This window comes from Pseudomonas soli, assembly GCF_900110655.1.
Classification (GTDB): domain Bacteria; phylum Pseudomonadota; class Gammaproteobacteria; order Pseudomonadales; family Pseudomonadaceae; genus Aquipseudomonas; species Aquipseudomonas soli.
Window position 1 is genome coordinate 227,134 of the sequence record NZ_FOEQ01000006.1, and the last position, 22,945, is coordinate 250,078.

Annotated in this window: 16 protein-coding genes; 13 read left to right on the top strand and 3 right to left on the bottom strand. The window is 64.6% G+C overall.

The annotated features are described in order from the left end of the window. Positions 1-8: 8 nt before the first annotated feature. The 12 genes from BMY03_RS15515 (at position 9) to BMY03_RS15570 (ending at position 17,228) form a co-directional block, all read left to right on the top strand. The gene (locus BMY03_RS15515; RefSeq protein WP_023632508.1) at positions 9-497 is read left to right on the top strand and encodes an Hcp family type VI secretion system effector; all 489 of its coding nucleotides are present in this window, start codon (positions 9-11) and stop codon (positions 495-497) included. 75 nt (positions 498-572) lie between these two features. Then, positions 573-1,007: a type VI secretion system amidase effector protein Tae4 gene (locus BMY03_RS15520; protein ID WP_023632509.1), complete on the top strand. Its 435-nt coding sequence runs from the start codon at positions 573-575 to the stop codon at positions 1,005-1,007. Beyond that, positions 1,004-1,414 carry a hypothetical protein gene (locus BMY03_RS15525; protein WP_038707177.1) on the top strand — a complete coding sequence of 137 codons (411 nt, stop codon included), beginning with the start codon at positions 1,004-1,006 and terminating at the stop codon, positions 1,412-1,414. Before BMY03_RS15520 ends, BMY03_RS15525 begins: the two co-directional genes overlap by 4 nt. Next, complete coding sequence (gene tssE / locus BMY03_RS15530) at positions 1,408-1,923, top strand: type VI secretion system baseplate subunit TssE (RefSeq protein WP_038707176.1); 516 nt, start codon at positions 1,408-1,410, stop codon at positions 1,921-1,923. The genes BMY03_RS15525 and tssE overlap by 7 nt, the downstream gene beginning before the upstream one ends. Beyond that, on the top strand, positions 1,920-3,782 hold the full coding sequence (tssF, locus tag BMY03_RS15535; RefSeq protein ID WP_038707175.1) for a type VI secretion system baseplate subunit TssF: 1,863 nt from the start codon (positions 1,920-1,922) through the stop codon (positions 3,780-3,782). Before tssE ends, tssF begins: the two co-directional genes overlap by 4 nt. Next, positions 3,746-4,795, top strand: coding sequence for a type VI secretion system baseplate subunit TssG (gene tssG / locus BMY03_RS15540; RefSeq protein WP_038707645.1), 1,050 nt, complete (start codon positions 3,746-3,748; stop codon positions 4,793-4,795). The genes tssF and tssG overlap by 37 nt, the downstream gene beginning before the upstream one ends. Further along, entirely contained in the window at positions 4,788-7,463 is a 2,676-nt protein-coding gene (gene tssH / locus BMY03_RS15545) for a type VI secretion system ATPase TssH (protein ID WP_038707174.1), read from the top strand. The genes tssG and tssH overlap by 8 nt, the downstream gene beginning before the upstream one ends. An 11-nt stretch (positions 7,464-7,474) precedes the next feature. Continuing rightward, positions 7,475-9,412, top strand: a complete 1,938-nt coding sequence (locus tag BMY03_RS15550; protein WP_038707173.1) for a type VI secretion system Vgr family protein — start codon at positions 7,475-7,477, stop codon at positions 9,410-9,412. Positions 9,413-9,424: 12 nt separating this feature from the next. After that, positions 9,425-9,859, top strand: coding sequence for a DcrB-related protein (locus tag BMY03_RS15555; RefSeq protein WP_023632541.1), 435 nt, complete (start codon positions 9,425-9,427; stop codon positions 9,857-9,859). Between the two features lie 9 nt (positions 9,860-9,868). Continuing rightward, positions 9,869-14,242, top strand: coding sequence for an RHS repeat-associated core domain-containing protein (locus tag BMY03_RS15560; RefSeq protein ID WP_094011585.1), 4,374 nt, complete (start codon positions 9,869-9,871; stop codon positions 14,240-14,242). Further along, positions 14,242-15,396 (top strand): ankyrin repeat domain-containing protein, encoded by a 1,155-nt coding sequence (locus tag BMY03_RS15565; RefSeq protein ID WP_023629709.1) that lies wholly within the window; start codon positions 14,242-14,244, stop codon positions 15,394-15,396. Before BMY03_RS15560 ends, BMY03_RS15565 begins: the two co-directional genes overlap by 1 nt. A 164-nt stretch (positions 15,397-15,560) precedes the next feature. Further along, positions 15,561-17,228, top strand: a complete 1,668-nt coding sequence (locus tag BMY03_RS15570; protein ID WP_038707171.1) for an FMN-binding glutamate synthase family protein — start codon at positions 15,561-15,563, stop codon at positions 17,226-17,228. Between the two features lie 30 nt (positions 17,229-17,258). On the opposite strand, the gene BMY03_RS15575 is transcribed toward BMY03_RS15570, so the two are convergent. Further along, complete coding sequence (locus tag BMY03_RS15575; RefSeq protein ID WP_023630145.1) at positions 17,259-18,578, bottom strand: OprD family porin; 1,320 nt, start codon at positions 18,576-18,578, stop codon at positions 17,259-17,261. A gap of 194 nt (positions 18,579-18,772) precedes the next feature. Further along, a complete protein-coding gene (locus BMY03_RS26170) occupies positions 18,773-19,015 on the bottom strand; it encodes a hypothetical protein (protein WP_143067555.1) in 243 nt (80 codons plus the stop codon). Between the two features lie 166 nt (positions 19,016-19,181). On the opposite strand from BMY03_RS26170, the gene BMY03_RS15580 reads away from it, so the two are divergent. Next, positions 19,182-21,272 (top strand): TonB-dependent receptor, encoded by a 2,091-nt coding sequence (locus BMY03_RS15580; RefSeq protein WP_094011586.1) that lies wholly within the window; start codon positions 19,182-19,184, stop codon positions 21,270-21,272. Positions 21,273-21,749: 477 nt separating this feature from the next. On the opposite strand, the gene aguA is transcribed toward BMY03_RS15580, so the two are convergent. After that, positions 21,750-22,856 carry an agmatine deiminase gene (gene aguA, locus BMY03_RS15590; protein WP_023630147.1) on the bottom strand — a complete coding sequence of 369 codons (1,107 nt, stop codon included), beginning with the start codon at positions 22,854-22,856 and terminating at the stop codon, positions 21,750-21,752. Positions 22,857-22,945: the final 89 nt, after the last annotated feature.

Sequence of the window (22,945 nt, forward strand, 5' to 3'; positions counted from 1 at the left end):
AGGACATCATGGCTGTAGATATTTTCATCAAGATCGGCGACATCAAGGGCGAGTCCCACGACAAGGCCCACAAGGACGAAATCGACGTGCTCAACTGGAGCTGGGGCATGTCCCAGTCCGGCAACATGCACCTGGGCAGCGGCGGCGGTTCGGGCAAGGTCAACATCCAGGACCTGTCGATCACCAAGTACATCGACAAGTCCAGCCCCAACCTGATGGCTCACTGCTCCAGCGGCAAGCACATCGACAAGGTCAAGCTGACGGTGCGCAAGGCCGGCGGTGAAAGCCAGGTCGAGTACCTGATCATCAACCTCGAAGAGGTGATCATCAGCTCGCTGAGCACCGGCGGTTCGGGCAGCGACGACCGCCTGACCGAGAACGTGACCCTGAACTTCGCCAAGGTCACCGTCGACTACCAGCCGCAGAAAGCCGACGGCACCAAGGAAGGCGGCCCGATCAAGTACGGCTGGAACATCCGCTCGAACGTCAAGATCTGATCGACCGCGCCCGTGCCGCGCCTGGGCGCGGCGCGGGCGCACCTCCCCACGCGTCACCCGCTCACGGTGAACATAATGGCCAAGCCTTCTTTCATCAACCTGTGGAATGCCTACCCGAGCGTGTCCTCGCCCTGCGACGGCCCGTGGGACAACCAGTGCGCCATCCGCATGAGCATCGCGCTCAACGGCGAGATGAGCCTCAAGGTCAACAAATCGACCTATACCGAACCCAAGTGCGCCCACGAGCATGCCCGTGGCGCCGAATCCCTGGCCAACTGGCTGGAGACACGATTGTTCTACCCGCTGAAGATTGCCGGTACCGCCCAGGCCCGCGAAGCGCTCAAGGCCAAGACCGGGATCATCTTCTACAGAGACTGCTTCGCCCGCACCGGGCAGAGCCAGGAGAACCGCACGGGCGACCATATCGACCTGTGGAACCGCGGCCTGACCAAAGGTTTCTCCGACCACAACTACCAGTCGAAGCAAGTCTGGTTCTGGGAGCTCACATGACCCGCGCTGCCCTGGCCGGCGCCCTGCTGTTGGCCTTGAGCGCTTGCGCCGACGCCGAACTGCTGAACCAGGCCAACCTGGGCGGGCAGACCGTGACGCTGAGCGAGAATGCCGGCCAGTGTGTGCTCGATCGCGGCGAACAGCGCCTGGCGCTGGACATGCAATGGCCCTGCGGCCTGAGCCCGGACCGCGCCGGCAAGGCCCGGGTCGAGCAGTTCAATGGCACGCCAATCGTGCTGGTGACCCATGTGCAGCCACACCCGACGCTCAAGGGCGAATGCCTGAAGACCTCGCGCGCCGTGCGCCTGACCCAGGCCGGCCTGGAAGCCTCAACGCCGGCGCCGAGCGCCTCGTGCGACACCGGTTTCGAAGACCAGAAAATGTTCACAGGGATGTTCCAGTGGTAGCCGAAATCGCCACCCGCGACCGCCTGCAGCCTTCGCTGCTGGATCGCCTGACCGACGATGACCCGGGCAACCCACAGGAAGCCCCCGACAAGCGCGTGCTCAGCCTGCAGCAGCTCAAGGCCTCGGTACTGCGCGACCTGGCCTGGCTGCTCAACACCACGTCGCTGCTCGACACCGGCGCCACGCTGAACTCCCCGGCCGGCGCCTCGGTAATCAACTACGGGTTGCCGGCATTGGCCGGCAACAGCGCGTCGAACATCGACCTCAACGCGCTCGAACGCATCATCCACCAGGCCATCGCCACCTACGAGCCGCGCATCCTCGCCCATACCCTGAAGGTACGCGCCCAGGCCGCACCCGGCGAGATGAACGCCAACGCCCTGAGCTTCGAGATCGAAGGCGACCTGTGGGCCCAGCCTGCAGCCCTGCCGCTGCTGCTCCAGACCGACGTCGACCTGGAATCCGGGCACGTGCGTGTGGCCCCCGCCGACCGCCGGAGGCGCGCATGAACCCGCGCCTGCTCGAACTGTACAACCAGGAACTGCAGCACATCCGCGAGGGTGCCGCGGAGTTCGCCAAGGAATACCCGAAGATCGCCGGGCGCCTGACGCTGTCCGGGATCGAGTGCGCCGACCCTTACGTCGAGCGCCTGCTCGAAGGTTTCGCCTACCTCACCGCGCGGGTGCAGCTCAAGCTCGACGCCGAATACCCGACCTTCACCCACAACCTGCTGGAAATCGCCTACCCGCACTACCTGGCGCCGACGCCATCGATGACCGTGGTGCAACTGCAGACCGATCCCGACGAAGGCTCGCTGGCCGCCGGATTCCAGCTACCCCGTGACAGCGTCCTGCGCGCCAATCTTGGGCGCAATTCGCAGACGCCCTGCGAATTTCGCAGCACCCAGGACGTCACCCTGTGGCCGTTGCAGGTTGCCCGGGCCGAGTACTTCGGCAACCCCGGGGCTGTGCTCGGGCGCCTGGCCGCCAGCGAACCGAAAGCCCGCGCCGGACTGCGCCTGACCCTGCGCAGCGGCGCCGAGATTCCGTTCTCCAGCCTGCCGCTGACGCACTTGCCGCTGTACCTCAACGGTGCCGACGAAACCCCGTTCCGCCTGTACGAACAACTGCTGGGCAGCGCCTGCGCGGTGTTCGTGCGCCAGCCGGGCGCCGACTGGGTCGAACGCATCCCCGTCGAGGACGCCTTGCTGCCCTGTGGCTTCGATGACCGCGAAGCAGCGTTGCCGGTGGTGCCGCAGGCCTTCCAGGGCTATCGCCTGTTGCAGGAGTATTTCGCCCTGCCCCAGCGCTATCTGTTCGTCGACTTCGCCGGGCTGGAACGCGCGGTCAAGCGCTGCGACGGCCAGGAGCTGGAGCTGCTGGTGCTGTTCGACCGTATCGACGCCGCGCTGGAAAGCAGCGTGGGCCCCGCCCAGTTCGTGCCGTTCTGCACCCCGGCGATCAACCTGTTCCCGCGCCGGGTGGATCGCATCCACCTGACCGACCGGGTCCACGAGCACCATGTGATCGCCGACCGTACCCGGCCCACCGATTTCGAGATCCACTCACTGCAGCGGGTCACCGGCCACGGTACCGGGCCGGACCAGGAATTCCTGCCGTTCTACGCGGTGCGCGACCCGTCGCGCTATGGCCGTGACCAGGCGTACTACCTGGTGCGCCGCGAACCGCGCGTGCTCTCCAGCGAGCAGCGGCGCAACGGTACGCGCTCCAGCTACATGGGCAGCGAGACCTTCGTCAGCCTGGTCGATGGCAACCAGGCGCCGTACCGCCATGACCTGCGCCAGCTGGGCATCAGCGCGCTGTGCAGCAACCGCGACCTGCCGCTGTTCATGAATGTCGGCGACGGGCGCAGCGACTTCAGCCTGGCCGACAGCGCACCGGTATCCGCCGTGCGCTGCCTGGCCGGCCCCAGCCGACCGAAGGCCAGCCACGCCCACGACAACCGGGCCTGGCGCCTGATCAGCCAGTTGTCGCTGAACTACCTGTCACTGGCCGAGCAAGGCCAGGGCGCCGCCGCCCTGCGCGAGCTGCTGCGCCTGTACGGCGACCAGCAGGACAGCGCCCTGCAGCTGCAGATCGACGGCCTGCGCGAAGTCAACTGCAAACCCTGCACGCGGCGCCTGCCGATGCCCGGGCCGATCGTCTTCGGCCGTGGCCTGGAGATCACCCTGACGTTCGACGAGAACGCCTTCCGCGGCACCGGTGTGTTCCTGCTGGGCGCGGTGTTCGAGCGCTTCCTGACCCGCTATGTGTCGATCAACAGCTTCACCGAAACCGTGCTGCGCACCAGCGAAAGAGGCGAGATCATGCGCTGGAAAGCCAAGCCCGGGCGCAGGCCGAACCTGTGAACACGCTACAGGCCATGCAGGCCGAGCCCTGGGAATACGATTTCTTCCAGGCGCTGCGTCGCCTCGAGGCGGAGAACCCCGAGCTGCCCCGCTTCGGCCACTCGCTGCGCCTGGCCGACGAACCGGTGCGCCTGGGCCAGCGCCTGGACTGCGGCTTCGCCCCGGCGACGCTGGCCTCGGTCACGGCCAACGACGACCAGCCAGCGCGCCTGGAGCAGTTCTTCTTCGGCCTCGGCGGCCCCAACGGCCCGCTGCCGCTGCACCTGACCGAGTACATGCGCGAGCGCCAGCGCAACCACGCCGACCCGACCAGCAAGCGCTTCCTCGATGTCTTCCACCACCGCCTGCTGAGCCTGTTCTATCGCGCCTGGGCCGAGGCCCGGCCGACCGTCAGCCATGACCGCCCGGGCGACGATTACTGGGCCGCGCGCCTGGCCGCCCTCAGCGGCCGCGGTCAACCGGAGCTGCAAGGCCAGGGGCCGCTGGCCGATACCGCCAAGCTGCACTGGTCCGGCCACCTGGCGGCGCAGACCCGCTACCCGGATGGCCTGTGCAGCATCCTGGCCAGCTACTTCGGCGTGCCGGTGAAGCTCGAGGAATACGTCGGCCAGTGGCTGGAGCTGCCTGAACGCAGCCAGCTCGGCGTGCGCGCCAACCGCCTGGGTGTCGACCTGTGCCTGGGCCGCTACGTCTGGGACCGCCAGCACAAGTTCCGCCTGTGCCTGGGCCCGCTGACCCTCGACCAGTACCACGCCCTGCTCCCCGGCGGGCAGGCGTTCGTCGAGCTGGCCGCGTGGGTCGCCGAGTACCTGGGCCAGGAACTGGACTGGGACCTCAACCTCATTCTCGCGCAGGGCCAGGTGCCCGCGCTGCAACTCAATGCCGGCCAACGCCTGGGGTTCGATACCTGGCTCGGCCGGCCGTCGCACGATGCCAACGACCTGAAGCTTGCCCGGTACTACGCCGAGCGGCCGGTCAACGCCCCGCCAACAAGGAGTCAGGACCATGGGTGAAATCAGCCGCGCCGCGCTGTTCGGCAAACTCAACAGTGTCGCCTACAAGGCCATCGAGGCCGCCACGGTGTTCTGCAAGCTGCGGGGCAACCCCTATGTCGAATTGGCGCACTGGCTGCACCAGCTGCTGCAGCTGCAGGACAGCGACCTGCACCGCATCATCCGCCAGTTCAACGTCGAGCCGGCGCGCCTGGCCCGCGACCTGACCGACGCCCTGGACCGCCTGCCGCGGGGTTCGACGTCGATCACCGACCTGTCCTCCCAGGTCGAGGAAGCCGTCGAGCGCGGCTGGGTGTACGGCAGCCTGATGTTCGGCGAAAGCCAGGTGCGCACCGGCTACCTGCTGGTCGGCATCCTCAAGACCCCGAGCCTGCGCAACGCCCTGCTGGGGCTGTCCAGCGAATTCGCCAAGCTGAAGGTCGAGGCCCTGAGCGAGCGCTTCGACGAGTACGTCGGCGACTCGCCGGAAAACAACCTGGCTGCCAGCGACGGCTTCAGCGCTGCCGCCCCGGGCGAAGCCAGCGGCGCGGTGGCGCCAGCGGCGATGGGCAAGCAGGAGGCACTCAAGCGCTTCACCGTCGACCTCACCGAACAGGCGCGCAGCGGCAAGCTCGACCCCATCGTCGGCCGTGATGAGGAAATTCGCCAACTGGTGGACATCCTCATGCGCCGCCGCCAGAACAACCCGATCCTCACCGGCGAGGCCGGCGTCGGCAAGACCGCCGTGGTCGAAGGCTTCGCCCTGCGCATCGTCGCCGGCGATGTGCCGCCGGCCTTGAAAGACGTCGAACTGCGCAGCCTGGATGTCGGCCTGCTGCAGGCCGGCGCCAGCATGAAGGGCGAGTTCGAGCAGCGCCTGCGCCAGGTCATCGAAGACGTGCAGGCTTCGCCCAAGCCGATCATCCTGTTCATCGACGAAGCCCACACACTGGTCGGCGCTGGCGGCGCGGCCGGCACGGGCGATGCCGCCAACCTGCTCAAGCCGGCCCTTGCTCGTGGCAGCCTGCGCACCGTGGCGGCGACCACCTGGGCCGAGTACAAGAAGCATATCGAGAAGGACCCGGCGCTGACCCGGCGCTTCCAGGTCGTCCAGGTGGACGAGCCGAGCGAAGCCAAGGCGCTGCTGATGATGCGCGGCGTGGCCTCGACCATGGAGAAGCACCACCAGGTACAGATCCTCGACGAAGCGCTGGAAGCCGCCGTGAAGCTGTCGCACCGCTACATTCCGGCGCGCCAGCTGCCCGACAAGTCGGTGAGCCTGCTCGACACCGCCTGCGCCCGCGTGGCCATCAGCCTGCACGCAGTGCCGGCCGAGGTGGACGACAGCCGTCGGCGCATCGAGGCGCTGGAAGTCGAGCTGCAGATCATCGCCCGCGAAGCCGCCATCGGTGTCAACACCGGGCAACGTCAGGCCCAGGCCGACAGCCTGCTGGCCGAGGAGCGCGAGCGCCTGGCCGCCCTGGAAAGCCGTTGGGCCGAGGAGAAAGCCATGGTCGACGAGCTGCTGGCCACCCGTGCGCAACTGCGTGAACAGGTCGGCGTGGTCGATCAGGAAGTGGACGTGCAGGGCAGCCATGAGCTGCGCGAAAAACTCGTCGACCTGCAGCAGCGCCTGAGCCAGCTGCAAGGCGAGAGCCCGCTGATCCTGCCAACCGTGGACTACCAGGCAGTGGCCTCGGTGGTCGCCGACTGGACCGGTATCCCGGTGGGGCGCATGGCGCGCAACGAAATCGAGACCGTGCTCAACCTCGACTCGCACCTGGCCAAGCGCATCATCGGTCAGGATCACGCGCTGAAGATGATCGCCAAGCGCATCCAGACCTCCCGCGCAGGCCTGGACAACCCGAACAAGCCGATCGGCGTGTTCATGCTCGCCGGCACCTCCGGCGTGGGCAAGACCGAGACCGCCCTGGCCCTGGCCGAGGCCATGTACGGCGGTGAACAGAACCTGATCACCATCAACATGAGCGAATTCCAGGAAGCCCATACCGTCTCGACCCTCAAGGGCGCGCCACCCGGCTACGTCGGCTACGGCGAAGGCGGCGTGCTGACCGAGGCCGTGCGCCGCCGCCCGTACAGTGTGGTGTTGCTGGACGAGGTGGAAAAAGCCCACCCCGACGTGCACGAGATTTTCTTCCAGGTATTCGACAAGGGCGTGATGGAAGACGGCGAAGGCCGCCAGATCGACTTCCGCAATACCCTGATCCTGCTCACCACCAACGCCGGCACCGAGCTGATCGCCAACACCTGCAAGGACCCGCAGGCCCTGCCCGACCCCGAGGCCGTGGCCACCTCGCTGCGCAAGCCGCTGCTGGAGATCTTCCCGCCGGCGCTGCTCGGCCGCCTGGTGACCATCCCCTACTACCCGCTCAGCGACACCATGCTCAAGGCCATCACCCGCCTGCAGCTGGAGCGCATTCGCAAGCGCGTGGAAGGTACCCACAAGGTCGGCTTCGCCTACGACGACGAGGTGGTCGAGCTGATTGTCTCGCGCTGCACCGAGACCGAAAGCGGTGGCCGCATGATCGACGCCATCCTCACCAACGGCCTGCTGCCGGACATGAGCCGCGAGTTCCTCACGCGCCTGCTCGAAGGCAAGCCGCTGGCCAGCGTCAGCATCAGCCGTCGCGACAACGACTTGCACTATGACTTCGGCGCCGCCGACTGACAGGACCGACCATGCTGTTCAAGCAGTTCACGCGCCTGGCGCAGATCAACAGCCCCCTGGGGCCGGACAAGCTGATCCTTGCCGAGATGGGCGGCAGCGAGGAGCTTGGCCGCCTGTTCGACTATGAGCTGCAGCTGACCAGCGACGACCCCGCCATCGACCTCAACCAGCTGCTGGGCAAACCGATGAGCCTGAGCGTGCAGCAGAGCGTCGGCACATCGCGGCACTTCCACGGCATCGTCGCCCGCTGCAGCCAGTCGGTGGACCAGGGCCAGTTCGCCAGCTACCGCGTCACCCTGCGCCCCTGGCTGTGGTTGCTGACGCGCACCAGCGACTGCCGGATCTTCCAGCACCTGAGCGCGCCGCAGATCATCAAGCAGGTGTTTCGCGACCTGGGCTTCTCGGATTTCGAGGACCTGCTCAGCCGCAACTACCGCGAGCGCGAGTACTGCGTGCAGTACCGCGAGACCAGCTTCGACTTCGTCAGCCGCCTGATGGAAGAAGAAGGCATCTACTACTTCTTCCGCCACGAGCAGGAGCGCCACGTGCTGGTGCTCGCCGACGCCTATGGCGCGCACCAGAAGGCCCCCGGCTACGAGACCGTGCCCTACTACCCGCCGGACGGCCAGCACCGCGAGCGCGACCATATCAACGACTGGCACCTGGCCCAGGAAGTCCAGCCGGGCTCGCTGGAGCTCAACGACTACGACTTCCAGCGCCCCAGCGCGCGCATCGACGTGCGTTCGGCGATGCCCCGGCCGCACCAGGCCGGCGACTACCCGCTGTACGACTACCCCGGTGCCTATGAACAGACCCAGGATGGCGAGCACTACGCCCGCACCCGCCTGGAATCGCTGCAAAGCCTGCACGAGCGCGTCGAGCTGCGTGGCAACGCCCGGGGCCTGGGCAGCGGCCATCTTTTCAGCCTGAGCAACTTCAGCCGCCAGGACCAGAACCGCGAGTACCTGATCGTCGCCGCCCGCTACTACGTGCACCAGGAACGCCTGGAAAGCGGTGGCGGCAGCGGCGCGGCGCAGTTCGAGAGCAACCTGAGCTGCATCGACGCGCAGCAGAGTTACCGCCCGGTGAGCAGTTCGCTGCGCCCGATCGTCAAGGGGCCGCAGACCGCCGTGGTGGTCGGCCCGGCTGGCGAGGAGATCTGGACCGACCAGTACGGCCGGGTCAAGGTGCACTTCCACTGGGACCGCCACGACCAGTCCAACGAGAACAGCTCGTGCTGGATCCGCGTGTCCCAGGCCACGGCCGGTAAGAACTGGGGTTCGATCCAGGTGCCGCGCATCGGCCAGGAGGTGATCGTCAGCTTCCTCGAAGGCGACCCCGACCGGCCGATCATCACCGGGCGGGTGTACAACGCCGAACAGACCGTGCCCTACGACCTGCCCGGCGGCGCCACCCAAAGCGGCATGAAGAGCCGTTCGAGCAAGGGCGGCAGCCCGGCCAACTTCAATGAAATCCGCATGGAAGACAAGAAGGGCGCCGAGCAGTTGTACATGCATGCCGAACGCAACATGGACACCGTGGTCGAGCAGAGCGAGACGCTGTCGGTGGGCATCAACCGCACCCAGACCGTCGGCATGCTCGAGACCATCACCATCGGCCAGGACCGCATCCGCGCCGTGCGCCGCGACGACATGCTGCTGGTCGGCGCGAGCAAGACCGACAGTGTCAGCACCAGCTACCTGATCGAAGTCGGCGAGAACCTGCGCCTGGTCTGCGGCAAGAGCGTGATCGAGCTCAACGCCAGCGGGCAGATCAACATCAGCTGCGAGCAGTTCAGCTTCCACGCCAACGCCGACGCCGAGATCAACACTGGCGGCACCCTTGACCTGAACGTGGGCAGCGGCGCGCAGACCGGCCCGAACAACCAGGGCGTTAAAACGGCCATCGACGGTGCGGTGAAGGCCCTCTTCCCCGGTACCGGCAAGTAACGAGACCAAACCATGAGCTACCGCCTCAACGAATTCCGCTTCGCCCTGCCCGATGCGCAGGTACGCGACACCAGCATCAACATCCTGCGCTTCGAAGCCCTGGGCACCTCGCTGATCGTCAGCCGCAGCCTGCTCGAAGAGGGCGAGACGCTGCAGAGCAACTTTGACGGCCAGTTGCAGCGCCTGCAGCAACAGGTCAAGGACCTGCAGTTCCAGCCGGCCCGCGCCACCCAGGTGGGCGCGGCGCAGCCGATCGAGGCGATCGAGCTGAGCAGCCAGTTCAGCAAGGGCCAGGAAAAGGTCTACCAGTACCAGCTGGCGCTGGTGATACCGGGCACGCGCAAGATGTTCGCCCTGAGCTATGTCAAACCCACCCCCCTGGGCGAGACCGAGGCGACGCACTGGGCGGCGCTCAAGCAGTCCCTCGATTTCGACAACCTGGGCTGACACCGCACCATGTCCGACGCACTCTGGGCCGCCCGCGAAGGCGATGCGCTGCTGCACACCTCGGTGATGGCCGACATCATCGGCGGCGTGCTGGAAGTGGCCGCCAACGTCGCCATCGGCGCCCTGGCCACCGCTGCGGTGGGTGCGGCACTGGGCATTACCGTGGTCACCGGCGGCCTGGGCTGCTTTGTGCTTGGCGCGGTGGTGGGCCTGGTGGTCGGCGTGGTCATGGCCAAGACCGGCGCCGACACCGGGCTCAGTCGATTATGCGAAGGCATCGGCAACGCCCTGTTCCCGCCGACCGTGCAAGCCACCATCGCCAGTGGCTCGCCCAACACCAAGACCAACGGCAAGCGCGCCGCGCGCGCGGCCGGCGTGGTCACCGCGCCCTCGGCCCCGGCCAGTGGCGAGGGCGGTGACGCGCAGGCCGAGGAGCAGGAAGAGACCTTCCTTGACATGGCCAAGGGCTTCTTCTCACAGATGTGGCGGCCGACCGTCGCCAGCCCATCGGCCAACACCCAGGAAGCTCCCGACGACAAGGTGCTGTGCACCAAGCACCCGCCGATGCCGCCGCAGTACCTGGCCGAGGGTTCGAGCAAGGTGCTGATCAACGGCCACCCGGCCTGCCGCAGCGGCGACCGTAGCACCTGCGAGGCGGTGATCGTCGATGGCGGGCTGGTGTCGGACAACGTGCGCATCGGCGGCGGGCCGATCGTGGTGCGCGAGATCCGCAGCGGCAAGACGCCGGGGATCGGCCTGGCTATTACGGCGTTGATGATGTTGCGAGGGCGGGGGGGGAAGTTTTACAGCAAGTTTGGGTGCATGTTGATCGGGGGCGTCACCAGCTTGGTGACCAGCCAAGTCACCAGTGCCCTCACTTCGGCCATCGCCGGCTCACCCAACCCGGTGCATGCGCCTACTGGTGCGAAGATCCTCAATGGTGAGGCCGAGTTGGATTTCGAGCTGCCGGCACTGATCCCACTGGACTGGCAGCGCTACTACAACAGCCATGGGGAGCGTGAGGCAGGACTGCTCGGCAGCGGCTGGAGCGTACCTTACGAGGTCCATATCGACGTCATACCCCATGCCGATGGCGGTGAAAGCCTGGTCTTCAACGATGAGCAGGCCCGAGCAATCGACATGGGGCATCTCCCGCTGGGAGATGCGCTTTATAGCACCGGCGAAGGCCTGAGCGTGCGCCGAGCACTCAACGGTGAGGTACTGATCGAAGATCGTGATGGCCGCTATCGTCTATTTGAGCAGGTGCCCGGCAACCCAGCCAGATTGCGCTTGAGCCAGATCGGCGACCGCAACGACAATCGTGTCTACCTGGACTATGACGACCGCGGGCGCCTGCGCGGCCTGCGGGATACCTTCGGCCTGGTCGAGGTGGAACTGCACTACAGCCCGCAATGGCCTCAACGTGTCAGCCATGTGCAACGCCGCTTCGCCGATACCAGCACCGAACAACTGGTCAGTTACAACTACGACGACAGAGGAAACCTCACCGAGGTGCGAGACGCCCAGGGCCAGGTGAAACGACGCTTCGCCTATGACCAGGGCCAGAGGATGATCGAGCACCAACTACCAACCGGCCTGCGCTGCCATTACGAGTGGGTGCTGACCGAAGATGGCTGGCGCGTGGCTCGGCACTGGACCGACGAGGGTGACGAGTACCTTTTTGAGTACGATGTAGCCGCAGGTGTGACCCGTATCACCGATGGGCTTCAACGCCAGAGCATCCGCATTTGGAACAACCAATACCAGGTCACCGCCTACACTGATGCCCTTGGCCGGACCTGGCGCTTCGACTGGAACGACGAGCGCCAACTGCTGGCCGCCAGCGACCCGGACGGTGGGCTGTGGACGTTCGACTACGACACGTCTGGCAACCTCGCACAGACTATCGACCCTCTTGGTCGCAGTGAGTCGACACACTGGATGGAGCACTGGGCACTACCCCGCGCCTGGACCGACGCCGCCGGCAACTGCTGGCAATACGGCTACGATCAGCGTGGTAATTGTGTCCGGGAAACTGATCCGCTAGGCCTGGTAACCCGTTATCGCCATGACGGACACGGACGCACGGTCGAAATCGTCGACGCCATGGGTAAAGCCAGACAACTGCAATGGAACGACCTGGGCCTGATCAGTGCATTTACCGATTGCTCCGGCTACACCACGCGCCTCGTCTATGACCGCCATGGCTACCTGGCCACGGTGGTCGACGCACAAGGGGAACGCACCGACTATCGCCATGATGCACAGGGACGACTGCTGGAGGTCCGCACGCCAGATGGTCGCAGCGAGCACTACCGGTACAATACCGCCAGCCTGCTGGTGCGACGTGAGGACCCCACCGGCCATGGCTATGAGTTTCACTACGACGTTTGCGGCCGACTGCAACGGCAGGTTGATCCCCTGGGGCGGACCGTCGCGTACCGCTACGACACTTATGGTCGTCTGCTCAGCCTGGCCAACGAGAACGGCGAAAGCTATCGATTTACCTGGGACCCCGCCGACCGGTTGGTTGAGCAGCGTGATCTAGATGGCAGCGCCCGACGCTACCATTACGACCGCCTCGACTGTCTGCAGCGCCTTGATTACATGCCTGCGCCCCATGGCTTGGGACTGGCACTGGTACCCGGCACGCCGATGGCGCCGATCAGCCACGTCTTCGAGCGCGATGCCGGTGGTCGCCTCCTGGCCAAGGTGACCGACGACGGACGTACCGAGCACCAATACGATGCACTCGACCAACTGCTCATGGTCCGCTTCACCGACAACCAGGGCGATAGCCAACAGCTTGGCTTTGCCTACGATGCCCTGGGTCGACTGATCGAGGAGCACGGTACATCGGGTGTTTTACGCCATCACTACGATGAACTGGGCAATCGCATCCGCACCCAGTTACCGGACGGCCGCGAGCTGAACCAGCTTTACTACGGCAGTGGCTATCTGCATCAGGTGAATCTCGATGGCAAGGTGATCTGCGACTTCGAGCGTGACCGCCTGCACCGCGAAGTCCTGCGCACCCAGGGCAACCTCGATACCCACAGCGAGTACGACCGATCCGGCCGCTTGCGTTCGCGTCGAAGTCGACCGCGTGGAATGCCCAGGCAGCTGCCAGCCCCCCTGCAGCAGCACTTCGAATACGACCTGGCGGACAACCTCACAACGCGCTTACGGCAGAGCCCTGGCGAGCAGCACGCACAGCATCTGCGCCACGATGCCAGTGAACGCATCATCGCCAGCCAGCCAACCGGTATGCAGCCGGGCGAAACCTTCACCTATGATGCGGCAGCCAACCTGCTCGATGGCCCACAAGGTGGCTGGGTCCGCCACAATCGCGTGCTGACTTACCAGGACAAGCGTTACCGCTATGACGCTTTTGGCCGACTCATCGAGAAGCGTAGCGCGCGGCGCGGTGTGCAGCGCTTGCGTTACGATGCCGAGCACCGTCTGATCGAAGTGCGCTCCCAGCACAGCGGACGCGAGCGCGTGGTGCGCATGCAGTACGACCCCCTTGGCAGACGCATCGCCAAGAGCGAATACGATGATACGGGGCAGTGCCTCGGCCTCACCCGGTTCGACTGGGACGGCTACCGCTTGCTCGAAGAGCGTCGCCATGGGCAACGCTGCCTCTACCTGTATGAAGACGACAGCCATGAGCCCCTGGCCCGTGTCGACGGCCTGGGCGAGTACCAGCAGATACATCACTACCACAACGACCTCAATGGCCTGGCGGAGCAACTGAGTGATGAAGCTGGCAACATCGTTTGGCAGGCCCGCTATCAGGTCTGGGGTAATACGGTGCAGGAACTGCGCGAGCCGGCACTCGTCGAGCAACAAAACCTGAGGTTCCAGGGCCAGTACCTTGATAGGGAAACCGGCCTGCACTACAACTTGTTCCGCTTCTACGATCCGGATGTGGGTCGGTTTACCCAGCCGGATCCGATCGGCCTGGCGGGCGGGCTGAACTTGTACCAATACGCCCCGACACCCGCCACCTGGATCGACCCACTAGGGCTGGAAGTCTGCCGGTTGAGTAGCGCAGACAAGAAGAAGATGGGGCGCGCGCCCAAAAACATGAAAAACCCGCACCGGCACCACATCGTTCGGGAAAACGCGCCACGCAACTGGAAACAGCAGAACCGTGACTACATCCTCAATGCGCAGGCGATCATGGCCAAGCATAAAATCGACCTGAACACCGATTTACGCAATTTCACCTGGGCGCGCAATGGCGGCAAAACCCACACTGTCGCGTCGGCCCAGAAAGTCTTCGAGCGTCTGCAGAAAGCCGATGCCAAAGGATTGAAAGCGGTGGAGCGCGAATTAAAACGCATGGGACTGGCCTTCAAACGGGGAACTTTCATCTGATGATCGACTGGCAACAACTCTACGAAAAGCATGAGACCAAGCTCGACCGCCTCTATGACGATGTAGAAGAGGGCAAGCTGGAGCGGCTACGTGCGTTCGCACAAAAATACCCCGAGCTGCTGGTGCTGCCCCGCTATGGCGAGGCCGACGAGGAAGGGCTGCTGCATATGGCCGCCCGGGCCGGACAGACTGCGAACTGTGGCCTGCTCCTGGAGCTGGGCCTGGCGCCTAACCAGCCGTATGTAGACGAGGGCCATGCCAGTGCACTCGAACTGGCAGCCAGTGAAGGGCACCTTGAAACCTGCGTTTGCCTGCTCGATGCCGGTGCCTGGGTCGATGGCCTGCCACTCAGCGTCTGCCCACCGCTATACGCAGCGGCCCAATCGGGCCACAACGAGGTCGTCGCACTGCTGCTGACTCGAGGCGCACAGGTCAATCGCCTGCACCGACGCGCCAATGACAGCGCACTGGACGCTGCGCGTGAATGGGGGCATCAGCGCACGGTCGATCTGCTGCTCGAACACGGCGCACGCAGCATCAACGATGTCGAGGGTGCCGATGCCGAAGGCGCCGGACAGGCCATTGTCACCTTCGTGCACAATACTGCTGGGTGGGTCCTGCCCACCGAGTTCTGCCCCCCCAGTGAAGACCCTCGCAGCACGCTGCATGTCAGCCTGATCGATAGCAAGACTGACTACAAGCTGTTGTTCACCAGCGGCCTGTACCAGGTTGCCCCGATGACCGAGTTGTTCCTCTGCCTGCCAGGTGACTGGGCACTGCCCCAGGCCGGATTGCCGGTGCCAGACGCCTGGTGTTTTCCAGTACGAATGCTGGCACGCCTCGCCGCCACAACCTTCGAGCACGGCCCGGTGGCCGAGGGCATGCTGTTCCAGCGTGACGATCCACAATTTGCCGACCTGCGCTGGCCTTGCGCGGTGGATGCGCTGTTGGCGGTGGACAAGCCCTGGAACAAGCATGGTGATGACGTGCGGATTCCCGAAAGTGACAAGGTCACCCTGCTGACCCTGGCACCGGTGAAGTTCACCGGCAAGGGTGCTCCGACCGCCAAGGCCCTGGCCGCGCTCATCGAACGTAAACGCAAGGCGAGCTGGAAGGCCTTGGCGCTGGAGGGGCCGACTGAAGCCCCTGTGTAGGGGTATGGATACCTGTATGCCGAGGGACCGGCAGGTACGGCGCGGTAGCCGGTGTCCGCGCCAGGCGCATCCGCGTCGAGTAACAGTCTTTTACCGAAACCCCAGGTTTTCCCTGCGCAACCTTTGCCTATCCTAGGCCGGGTCATCCCGCCTGCGATGGACCCATGAAAGACTCGCTCCCCAGCCGCTATGCCTGCCTGTTCCTGTGTCTGGTCTTCACGATTGCCAGTGCCCCTTTGCTGCTTGCCCACACCTGGCTCTGGCCCTTTACCGTCACCAGCGCCCTGCTCAGCCTGGTCGGCCTCAACGACCTGCGCCAACGCCACCACGCCGTGCGCCGCAACTACCCGATCCTGGGCAATATCCGCTACCTGATCGAGACCATCCGCCCGGAGATCCGCCAGTACCTGATCGAGGGCGACGACGACAAGCTGCCGTTCTCCCGCGCCCAGCGTTCGCTGGTGTACGCCAGGGCCAAGAACGAAAGTGCCGAGAAAGCCTTCGGCACGCTCAATGATGCCTACAAACCGGGCTTCGAGTTCATCAGCCACTCGATGCTGCCGGTGCCGATGCCCGACCCTGCGTCGTTCCGCATCCGCATCGGCGGCCCGCAGTGCCGCCAACCGTACTCGGCGTCGATCTTCAATATCTCGGCCATGAGCTTCGGCGCCCTCAGCGCCAACGCCATCGCCGCGCTGAACAAGGGCGCGCGCCTTGGTCGCTTCGCCCATGACACTGGCGAGGGCAGCATCAGTCCCTACCACCGCGAACACGGCGGCGACCTGATCTGGGAAATCGGCAGCGGCTACTTCGGCTGCCGCACCGAGGACGGCCAGTTCGACCCCGAGCGCTTCGCCGAGCAGGCCCGTGCCGCCCAGGTGAAGATGATCGAGATCAAGCTCAGCCAGGGCGCCAAGCCGGGCCATGGCGGGATCCTACCGGCGCACAAGGTCAGCGCCGAGATCGCCGCCACCCGAGGCGTGCGCGAGGGCGAGGACTGCATCTCGCCGGCCGCCCACAGTGTTTTCGCCACGCCGCGGGAACTGCTGCAGTTCGTCGCCCGGCTGCGCGAGCTGTCTGGCGGCAAGCCGGTGGGCTTCAAGTTCTGCCTGGGCCACCCGTGGGAGTTCATGGGCATCGCCAAGGCCATGCTGGCCACCGGCATCACCCCGGACTTCATCGTCGTCGACGGCAAGGAAGGCGGCACCGGCGCGGCGCCCCGGGAGTTCTCCGACAACATGGGCGTGCCGCTGCGTGAGGGCCTGATGTTCGTGCACAACACCTTGGTGGGGCTGAACCTGCGCGAGCGCATCCGCATCGGCGCGGCGGGCAAGCTGGTCAGCGCCTTCGACATAGCCTGCGTGCTGGCCATCGGCGCGGACTGGGTCAACTCGGCCCGGGGCTTCATGTTCGCCATCGGCTGCATCCAGTCGCAAAGCTGCCACACCAACAAGTGCCCGACCGGCGTGGCGACCCAGGATGCGTTGCGCCAGCGCGCGCTAGTGGTGCCGGAGAAGGCCGAGCGGGTCGCCAGCTTCCACCGCAATACCCTGCACGCCTTGGCCGAGATGCTTGCCGCTGCCGGCCTGGACCATCCTTCTGAACTCAAGCCCAAGCACCTGGCGCGGCGTATCAGCGCCAGCGAGATCAGCCTGTTCTCGCAGCTGCACACCTTCCTCAAGCCGGGCGAGCTGCTCAGCGGTGCGATCGACAGCGAGTTCTATGCACGGATGTGGCGGATGGCGCGCAGTGACAGCTTTGCGCCGGAGACGGGGGAGATCGAGGTGGCGGCGTCGGTTAACGTGCGCCGGAAAGAAACAGCCCCGGCATAGGCCGGGGCTGCGGGTGACGCGGGATCAGGATCAGAAGATGCTGATCGGGTACTCGACGAATACGCGGACTTCGTTGCCGTCGTCGTTGTAACCGTTCTGCTGGACAGCATTGTTGGTCCGCAGGAAGGAGCTACGCAGTTTGACGGACAGGTCCTTGGCCGGGCCTTCCTGAACCACGTAACGGATCTGGTTGAAGATCTCGCGCTCTTTACCTTCACCGAAGCCTTGTGGGGCGCCGACTTTACGGGTGTTGATGTTGTCACCCACTACATAGGCAAACTTGTAGGTCAGCCCCGGCACGCCGAAGGCACCGAAGTCCAGGCCGTAGCCCAGCTGCCAGGAGCGCTCGTCTTCTGCGTTGAAGTCGGACCAGTAGGAGTTGGCGAGGTAGATGGTCGAGCCACCGTCACCCACGCCACCATCGTTCTGGTACCAGCCGTAGTTGTAGCCGGTGCTGCCGGTGCTGCGCTGGTGCGCCAGGGTGAACGAGTGCGGGCCGTAAGCGTAGGTGGCGGCCAGGCTCCAGATGGTGTTGGAGTCGCCGTTGAGCTTGGCGGCACGCACGTACTTGTTGTCGATGTCCGACTTGTAGCCGTTGAAGTCCAGGGTCAGGGACTGGTCGCTGGCAATCGGGAAGACGTAGTTCAAGCCCAGGTAGTGCTTCTTCATCACGTCTTCGTTGTCGGCGGTGTACAGCGACGCGGTGAAGTTGTCGGTGAACTTGTAGCTGCCGCCGAGCACGTTGATCGACTTCAGGCCGCCGCCATCGCGACGCTCGGCGCTCTTGCGCGCTTCCTGGGTGAAGCGGCCGGCGTTGATTTCCAGGCCCTTGATCTCCTTGGAGGTGATCATGGTGCCGGTGAAGCTTTCTGGCAGCAGGCGACCGTCGTCGTACTGCAGGACCGGCAGGGCCGGCATCTGGTCACCGTATTTGAGTACGGTGTTCGAAACACGGAACTTCACCGCAGCGCCACCACGGGCCAGGTTGTGCGGAGCGTTGGTCTTTTCACCATCGAAAGTGGGATCGGAACGCTTGAAGAAGTCGACACCGCCACCCTGGTTACGGCCCTTGCCGCCATCGAGGCGCAGGGCGTACAGGCCGAAGGCGTCGACACCTACACCGACGGTGCCTTGGGTGAAACCGGAGGAGAAGTTGGCGATGACACCCTGGCCCCACTGAGACTGGTCGTTGGTGTGATGCTTCTTGTCACGGTTGATGAAGGCGTTGCGCAGAAGGACGTTGGCGTGGCTGTCCTCGATGAAGCCCTTGCTCTCGGCCTGGTCATTGGCCTGTGCCTGGGTCGCGGCGATCATCGCCAGGGCGACCAGGCTGATCCTGGTTTTCAACATGTTATTTTCCTTATTTCGTATTCAAAAACGCTCTGCATCAGAACGCCAGGAACCAACGCCCCTTCGTAGGTTCGACGCTATGCGGATCCAAGCCGAAGGCCCGCCAATGGTCTGCAACGGGCCTTGCAGCCGCATGGCCAGAGAATGGCCAGCAGGCGTAGAGCCCGAATCCTAGCCCTGCCTGCTTATACATGTCAAAAAAACGTGAAATGCAGGTTGATATAACCAAAAACAAGGTCAGCACTGGTGCATTTACATGCATATCTGTCGTGGGTCAGCGCAAATTTGTCTCTTTTGTGGAAAGCAGTCGAAATCCATAAAACCGTCATACGGCCATGTTCCCGCAGTCCTTCCGAAAGCCTTGAACTGCCCTGTTCTTCCCACTGCGCGGTCACGCGCAGAGCAACGTTGCACTCACCGCCGCTTCCACAAGCCATTCCGAAGCGCATCCTTGTGAATGCCAATACACTTCAAATCAATTCAAACAAATAGCAACATCTTGAAACATATGTAAAGGCAACCCTTTACAAATGTCGATGCAACAGCAAATAGCAAGCATTACCATTCGCGCCCAATTTCTCACTCCTCCCTTGGACGCCTTCGATGCCTGCCCCCTGCCGCCTCTCACCCTTGACTCTGGGCCTGTCGCTGCTGTTCAGCACCGGCCTGGCCAGTGCCGCCACCACCACACTGCCGGAAACCTCGGTGACCGCCGACAGCACCCGCGAAGAGGACAACCCGCGAGTCAAGGACGTGACCACCGCGACCCGCACCTCGACCCCCGCGCGCTACGTGCCACAGGCCATCGATTCGGTGAAGACCCGCAACGTGCTGGACTACGGCAGCAGCAACCTGGGCAAGGCGCTGGAAGGCATCCCCAACGTCAGCAGTGGCGCCGACACCCGCTTCGACAGCCTGCGTATCCGCGGCTTCGACGCCAGCAACGACTTCTACCTGGACGGAGTCCGCGACGACAGCCAGTACACCCGCGACCTGCACAACATCGAGCGGGTCGAGGTACTCAAGGGGCCAGCGGCAGTGCTTTATGGCCGTGGCAGCCAGGGCGGCATCGTCAACCGGGTGAGCAAGGCGCCGGAGCACGGCCGCCGCTCGAGCATCGAGGCTCAAGGTGGCAGCCAGGACCTGCGCAGCCTATATGCCGACCTCAGCGCCGACCCCAGCGACACCCTCAGCCTGCGCCTGAACCTGGGCAACGAGGACAAGAACAGCTTCCGCGACGGCATTGACGGCAACCACCGCCAACTGTTCGCCCCGTCCATGAGCTGGCAGATCACCCCCGAGCTGAACTGGCTGGTGCAGTATGAGTACAGCCGTTACGACCGCACGCCCGACCGTGGCATCCCCGGCAACCCGCTCACCGGGCGCCCGGCCGATGTCAGCCGCAAGACCACCTACGGCGACACCCAGCGCGACTACATCAACGACCGCGCCGAGTCGCTGCGTTCGCGCCTGAACTACGAGCTGAATGACCAGTGGCAACTGCGCCACACCTTCAGCCTGTTCACCCTGGAGAGCGACTTCGACAATACCTACCTGACCGCCTACCGCCCCGCTACCGGACTGGTGGACCGCCAGCGCTGGCAGCAGGACCTGAGCACCCGCAATCTCTACAACACCGTCGAACTCGAAGGTCATGTAGAAACCTTCGGTCTGGAGCACACGCTGCTGGTGGGTCTGGAAATGGGCGAACAGCGTCGCAACTCGCTGCTGAGCCAAGGCGTGGGCGTGCCCTCGGTACCGCTGCAGGGGGCCACGGCCAGCCAGCAGCACAACGGCACGATGCGGGTGTCCAGCAACAACCACACCGACGTCGAGAGCCGAGGGATCTACCTGCAGGACCAGATCCGCCTCAACGACCAGTGGCAGCTGCTGGCCGGCGGGCGCTTCGACCAGTTCGAGGTGGACACCACCAACAAACTGCGCAACATCTCGGAAAAGCAGAAGGACAACAGTTTCAGTCCGCGTATCGGCGTGGTGTACACCCCCTGGCAGGATCACTCCTTCTATGCCTCCTGGAGCAAGACCTACTCTCCGGTCGGTGGCGGCCTGATAGGCATCACCCCTGGCGCGGCCGGCAACGCCAACCAGACCGACCCGGAACAGACCCGGCAGAAGGAGATCGGGGTCAAGAGCGAATGGTTCGACGAACGCCTGAGCACCACCCTGGCGATCTACGAACTGGAACTGTACAACCGCCGTACCCGCGACCCGATCAACCCGGAACTGATCCAGCTCAGCGGCCTGCAGCGTTCACGCGGCATCGAGCTAACCGCCACCGGCAACGTGGTGGGCAACTGGTATGTGCGCGGCGGCATCGGCCTGCAGGACGCGACCATCGTCAAGGACAACAACGGCCAGCAGGGCAACCGCATCAACGACGTGGCCAAGCGTAACGCCAGCCTGTTCGTGACCTGGAAGCCGGAGCTGGGCTGGTACGCCGAAACCGGCCTGACCCTGGTCGGCGACCGCTACGCCGACAACCAGAACACCGTGATCCTGCCGGGCTACGGCCGCTGGGACGCGCTGGCCGGTTATCGCACCCACGACTGGGATGTACGCGCGGCGTTGAGCAACATCACCGACAAGACCTACTACAGCTCGGCCACCAGTGCGGCGCAGATCCAAGTGGGCGATCCGCGCAGCCTGGTGGTGACCGGAACCTATAGCTTCTGAGTTGTGACAGCAGCGAGCATCAAGGACGGGCCGCCCAAACGAAAACGCCACCGCAATTGCGGTGGCGTTTTTTTCTGCGACGGGTTCCTTCCCGGTCAATGCCAGACAGCCAGCAGAGCTTCGAGCTCTTCCTCGCTGATCAGGCCTTGGGGGTATCGCCCATCCAGCAGGCGTCGTGGGTCGGTCGTCCTGACCCGATCGTCTCCATGACGTTTCAACCACTGAGCCAGGATTCTGAGCGATTGGTGACTGGCCGCCGTTGAGGGCAAAGCCGACTCACTTGCTGCGTTCATTTCCTCACGTACTCCCTGGGCCGAGTGAGCGGCTAAGTTACTTCAGGCACGTTACAGAACGGCGTAGGCCGATTCCCCTGAAGTACGAGGAAAAATCAATACAATTGCTGTGCCATTCCAAGTGTCCGACTATCGCCAGCAAAAAAAAGCCCGTCTTGCGACGGGCTTTTCTCTCAGTGGCCGATCAGCGTTTGACCGGTGCCGGCTGCTGCTGGGTCAGGCAGTGAATGTTGCCACCGCCAAGCAGCAGTTCACGCCCTGGGATCATCACCACTTCGTGGTCCGGGAAAACCTTGGCCAGGATCGCTCTGGCCTGGGCATCAGCCGGGTCGTCGAAACTCGGGGCGATGATGCCCCCGTTGACGATCAGGAAGTTCACGTAGGAACCGGCCAGGCGTACCGAAGGGTCGCGCTCCTGGCTGCCCGCCACGTGATCGACGCCGTCGCATTCTGCCTGGGTGGCATACAGCGGCCCCGGGATCGGCATTTTGTGCACCACGAACTCGCGCCCTTTGGCATCGCGGGTGTTTTTCAACACCTCGTAGGCGGCGTGGCAGCGTGCATAGTTGGGGTCATTGGAATCATCGGTCCAGGCCAGTAACACTTCGCCTGGGCTGACGTAACAGCAGAAGTTGTCGACGTGGCCATCGGTCTCGTCGTTGTACAGGCCGTCCGGCAGCCAGACGATGGTCTCGACCGCCAGGTGCTCGCGCAGGATCTCCTCGATCTGTTCGCGGTCCAGGTGCGGGTTGCGGTTGCGGTTGAGCAGGCATTCTTCGGTGGTGATCAGGGTGCCTTCGCCATCGACGTGGATCGAACCGCCTTCGAGCACGAAGCCTTCGGTGTGGTAACGCTGCACGCGCTCCATCTCCATGACCTTGGCGGCCAGCTCCTCGTCACGGTTCCAGGGCGCGTACAGGCCGCCGTCGAAACCGCCCCAGGCGTTGAAGCCCCAGTCCACGCCGCGTACCTCGCCGTGGTCGTTGATGACGAAGGTCGGGCCGGTGTCACGCACCCAGGCGTCGTCGTTGCTGATCTCGACCACGCGGATGTTGGGCAGGTCGAGCTGGCGACGGGCGTTCTCGTACTGCCCGGCGGACACCGCCACGGTGACCGGCTCGAAGCGGGCGATGGCCTTGGCCAGGGTCACGTGCGCGGCCTGCGCCGGCTTGCCGCCCAGGCGCCAGTTGTCCGGACGCTCCGGCCAGACCATCCACACCTGGGTCTGCGGGGCCCACTCGGCGGGCATGTGGAAACCGTCGGCGCGGGGGGTCGAGTTGAGGGTCTTCATGGGTAACCTCTGCGAAGGCCCGGGGCCAGGGGCGCCAGGTCGGTGATCGAAAAAGATGCAGGCCCGCCAATATAGGCAGCGTAATGATC

What these genes read in the sequence shown, in the direction of transcription:
- BMY03_RS15550 (WP_038707173.1), top strand. Translation starts at nt 7,475, where the DNA reads ATGCTGTTCAAGCAGTTCACGCGCCTGGCGCAGATCAACAGCCCCCTG.
- tssF (WP_038707175.1), top strand. Translation starts at nt 1,920, where the DNA reads ATGAACCCGCGCCTGCTCGAACTGTACAACCAGGAACTGCAGCACATC.
- BMY03_RS15565 (WP_023629709.1), top strand. Translation starts at nt 14,242, where the DNA reads ATGATCGACTGGCAACAACTCTACGAAAAGCATGAGACCAAGCTCGAC.
- BMY03_RS15570 (WP_038707171.1), top strand. Translation starts at nt 15,561, where the DNA reads ATGAAAGACTCGCTCCCCAGCCGCTATGCCTGCCTGTTCCTGTGTCTG.
- tssH (WP_038707174.1), top strand. Translation starts at nt 4,788, where the DNA reads ATGGGTGAAATCAGCCGCGCCGCGCTGTTCGGCAAACTCAACAGTGTC.
- BMY03_RS15580 (WP_094011586.1), top strand. Translation starts at nt 19,182, where the DNA reads ATGCCTGCCCCCTGCCGCCTCTCACCCTTGACTCTGGGCCTGTCGCTG.
- BMY03_RS26170 (WP_143067555.1), bottom strand. Translation starts at nt 19,015, where the DNA reads ATGGCTTGTGGAAGCGGCGGTGAGTGCAACGTTGCTCTGCGCGTGACC.
- BMY03_RS15560 (WP_094011585.1), top strand. Translation starts at nt 9,869, where the DNA reads ATGTCCGACGCACTCTGGGCCGCCCGCGAAGGCGATGCGCTGCTGCAC.
- BMY03_RS15575 (WP_023630145.1), bottom strand. Translation starts at nt 18,578, where the DNA reads ATGTTGAAAACCAGGATCAGCCTGGTCGCCCTGGCGATGATCGCCGCG.
- BMY03_RS15525 (WP_038707177.1), top strand. Translation starts at nt 1,004, where the DNA reads ATGACCCGCGCTGCCCTGGCCGGCGCCCTGCTGTTGGCCTTGAGCGCT.
- aguA (WP_023630147.1), bottom strand. Translation starts at nt 22,856, where the DNA reads ATGAAGACCCTCAACTCGACCCCCCGCGCCGACGGTTTCCACATGCCC.
- BMY03_RS15520 (WP_023632509.1), top strand. Translation starts at nt 573, where the DNA reads ATGGCCAAGCCTTCTTTCATCAACCTGTGGAATGCCTACCCGAGCGTG.
- BMY03_RS15555 (WP_023632541.1), top strand. Translation starts at nt 9,425, where the DNA reads ATGAGCTACCGCCTCAACGAATTCCGCTTCGCCCTGCCCGATGCGCAG.
- BMY03_RS15515 (WP_023632508.1), top strand. Translation starts at nt 9, where the DNA reads ATGGCTGTAGATATTTTCATCAAGATCGGCGACATCAAGGGCGAGTCC.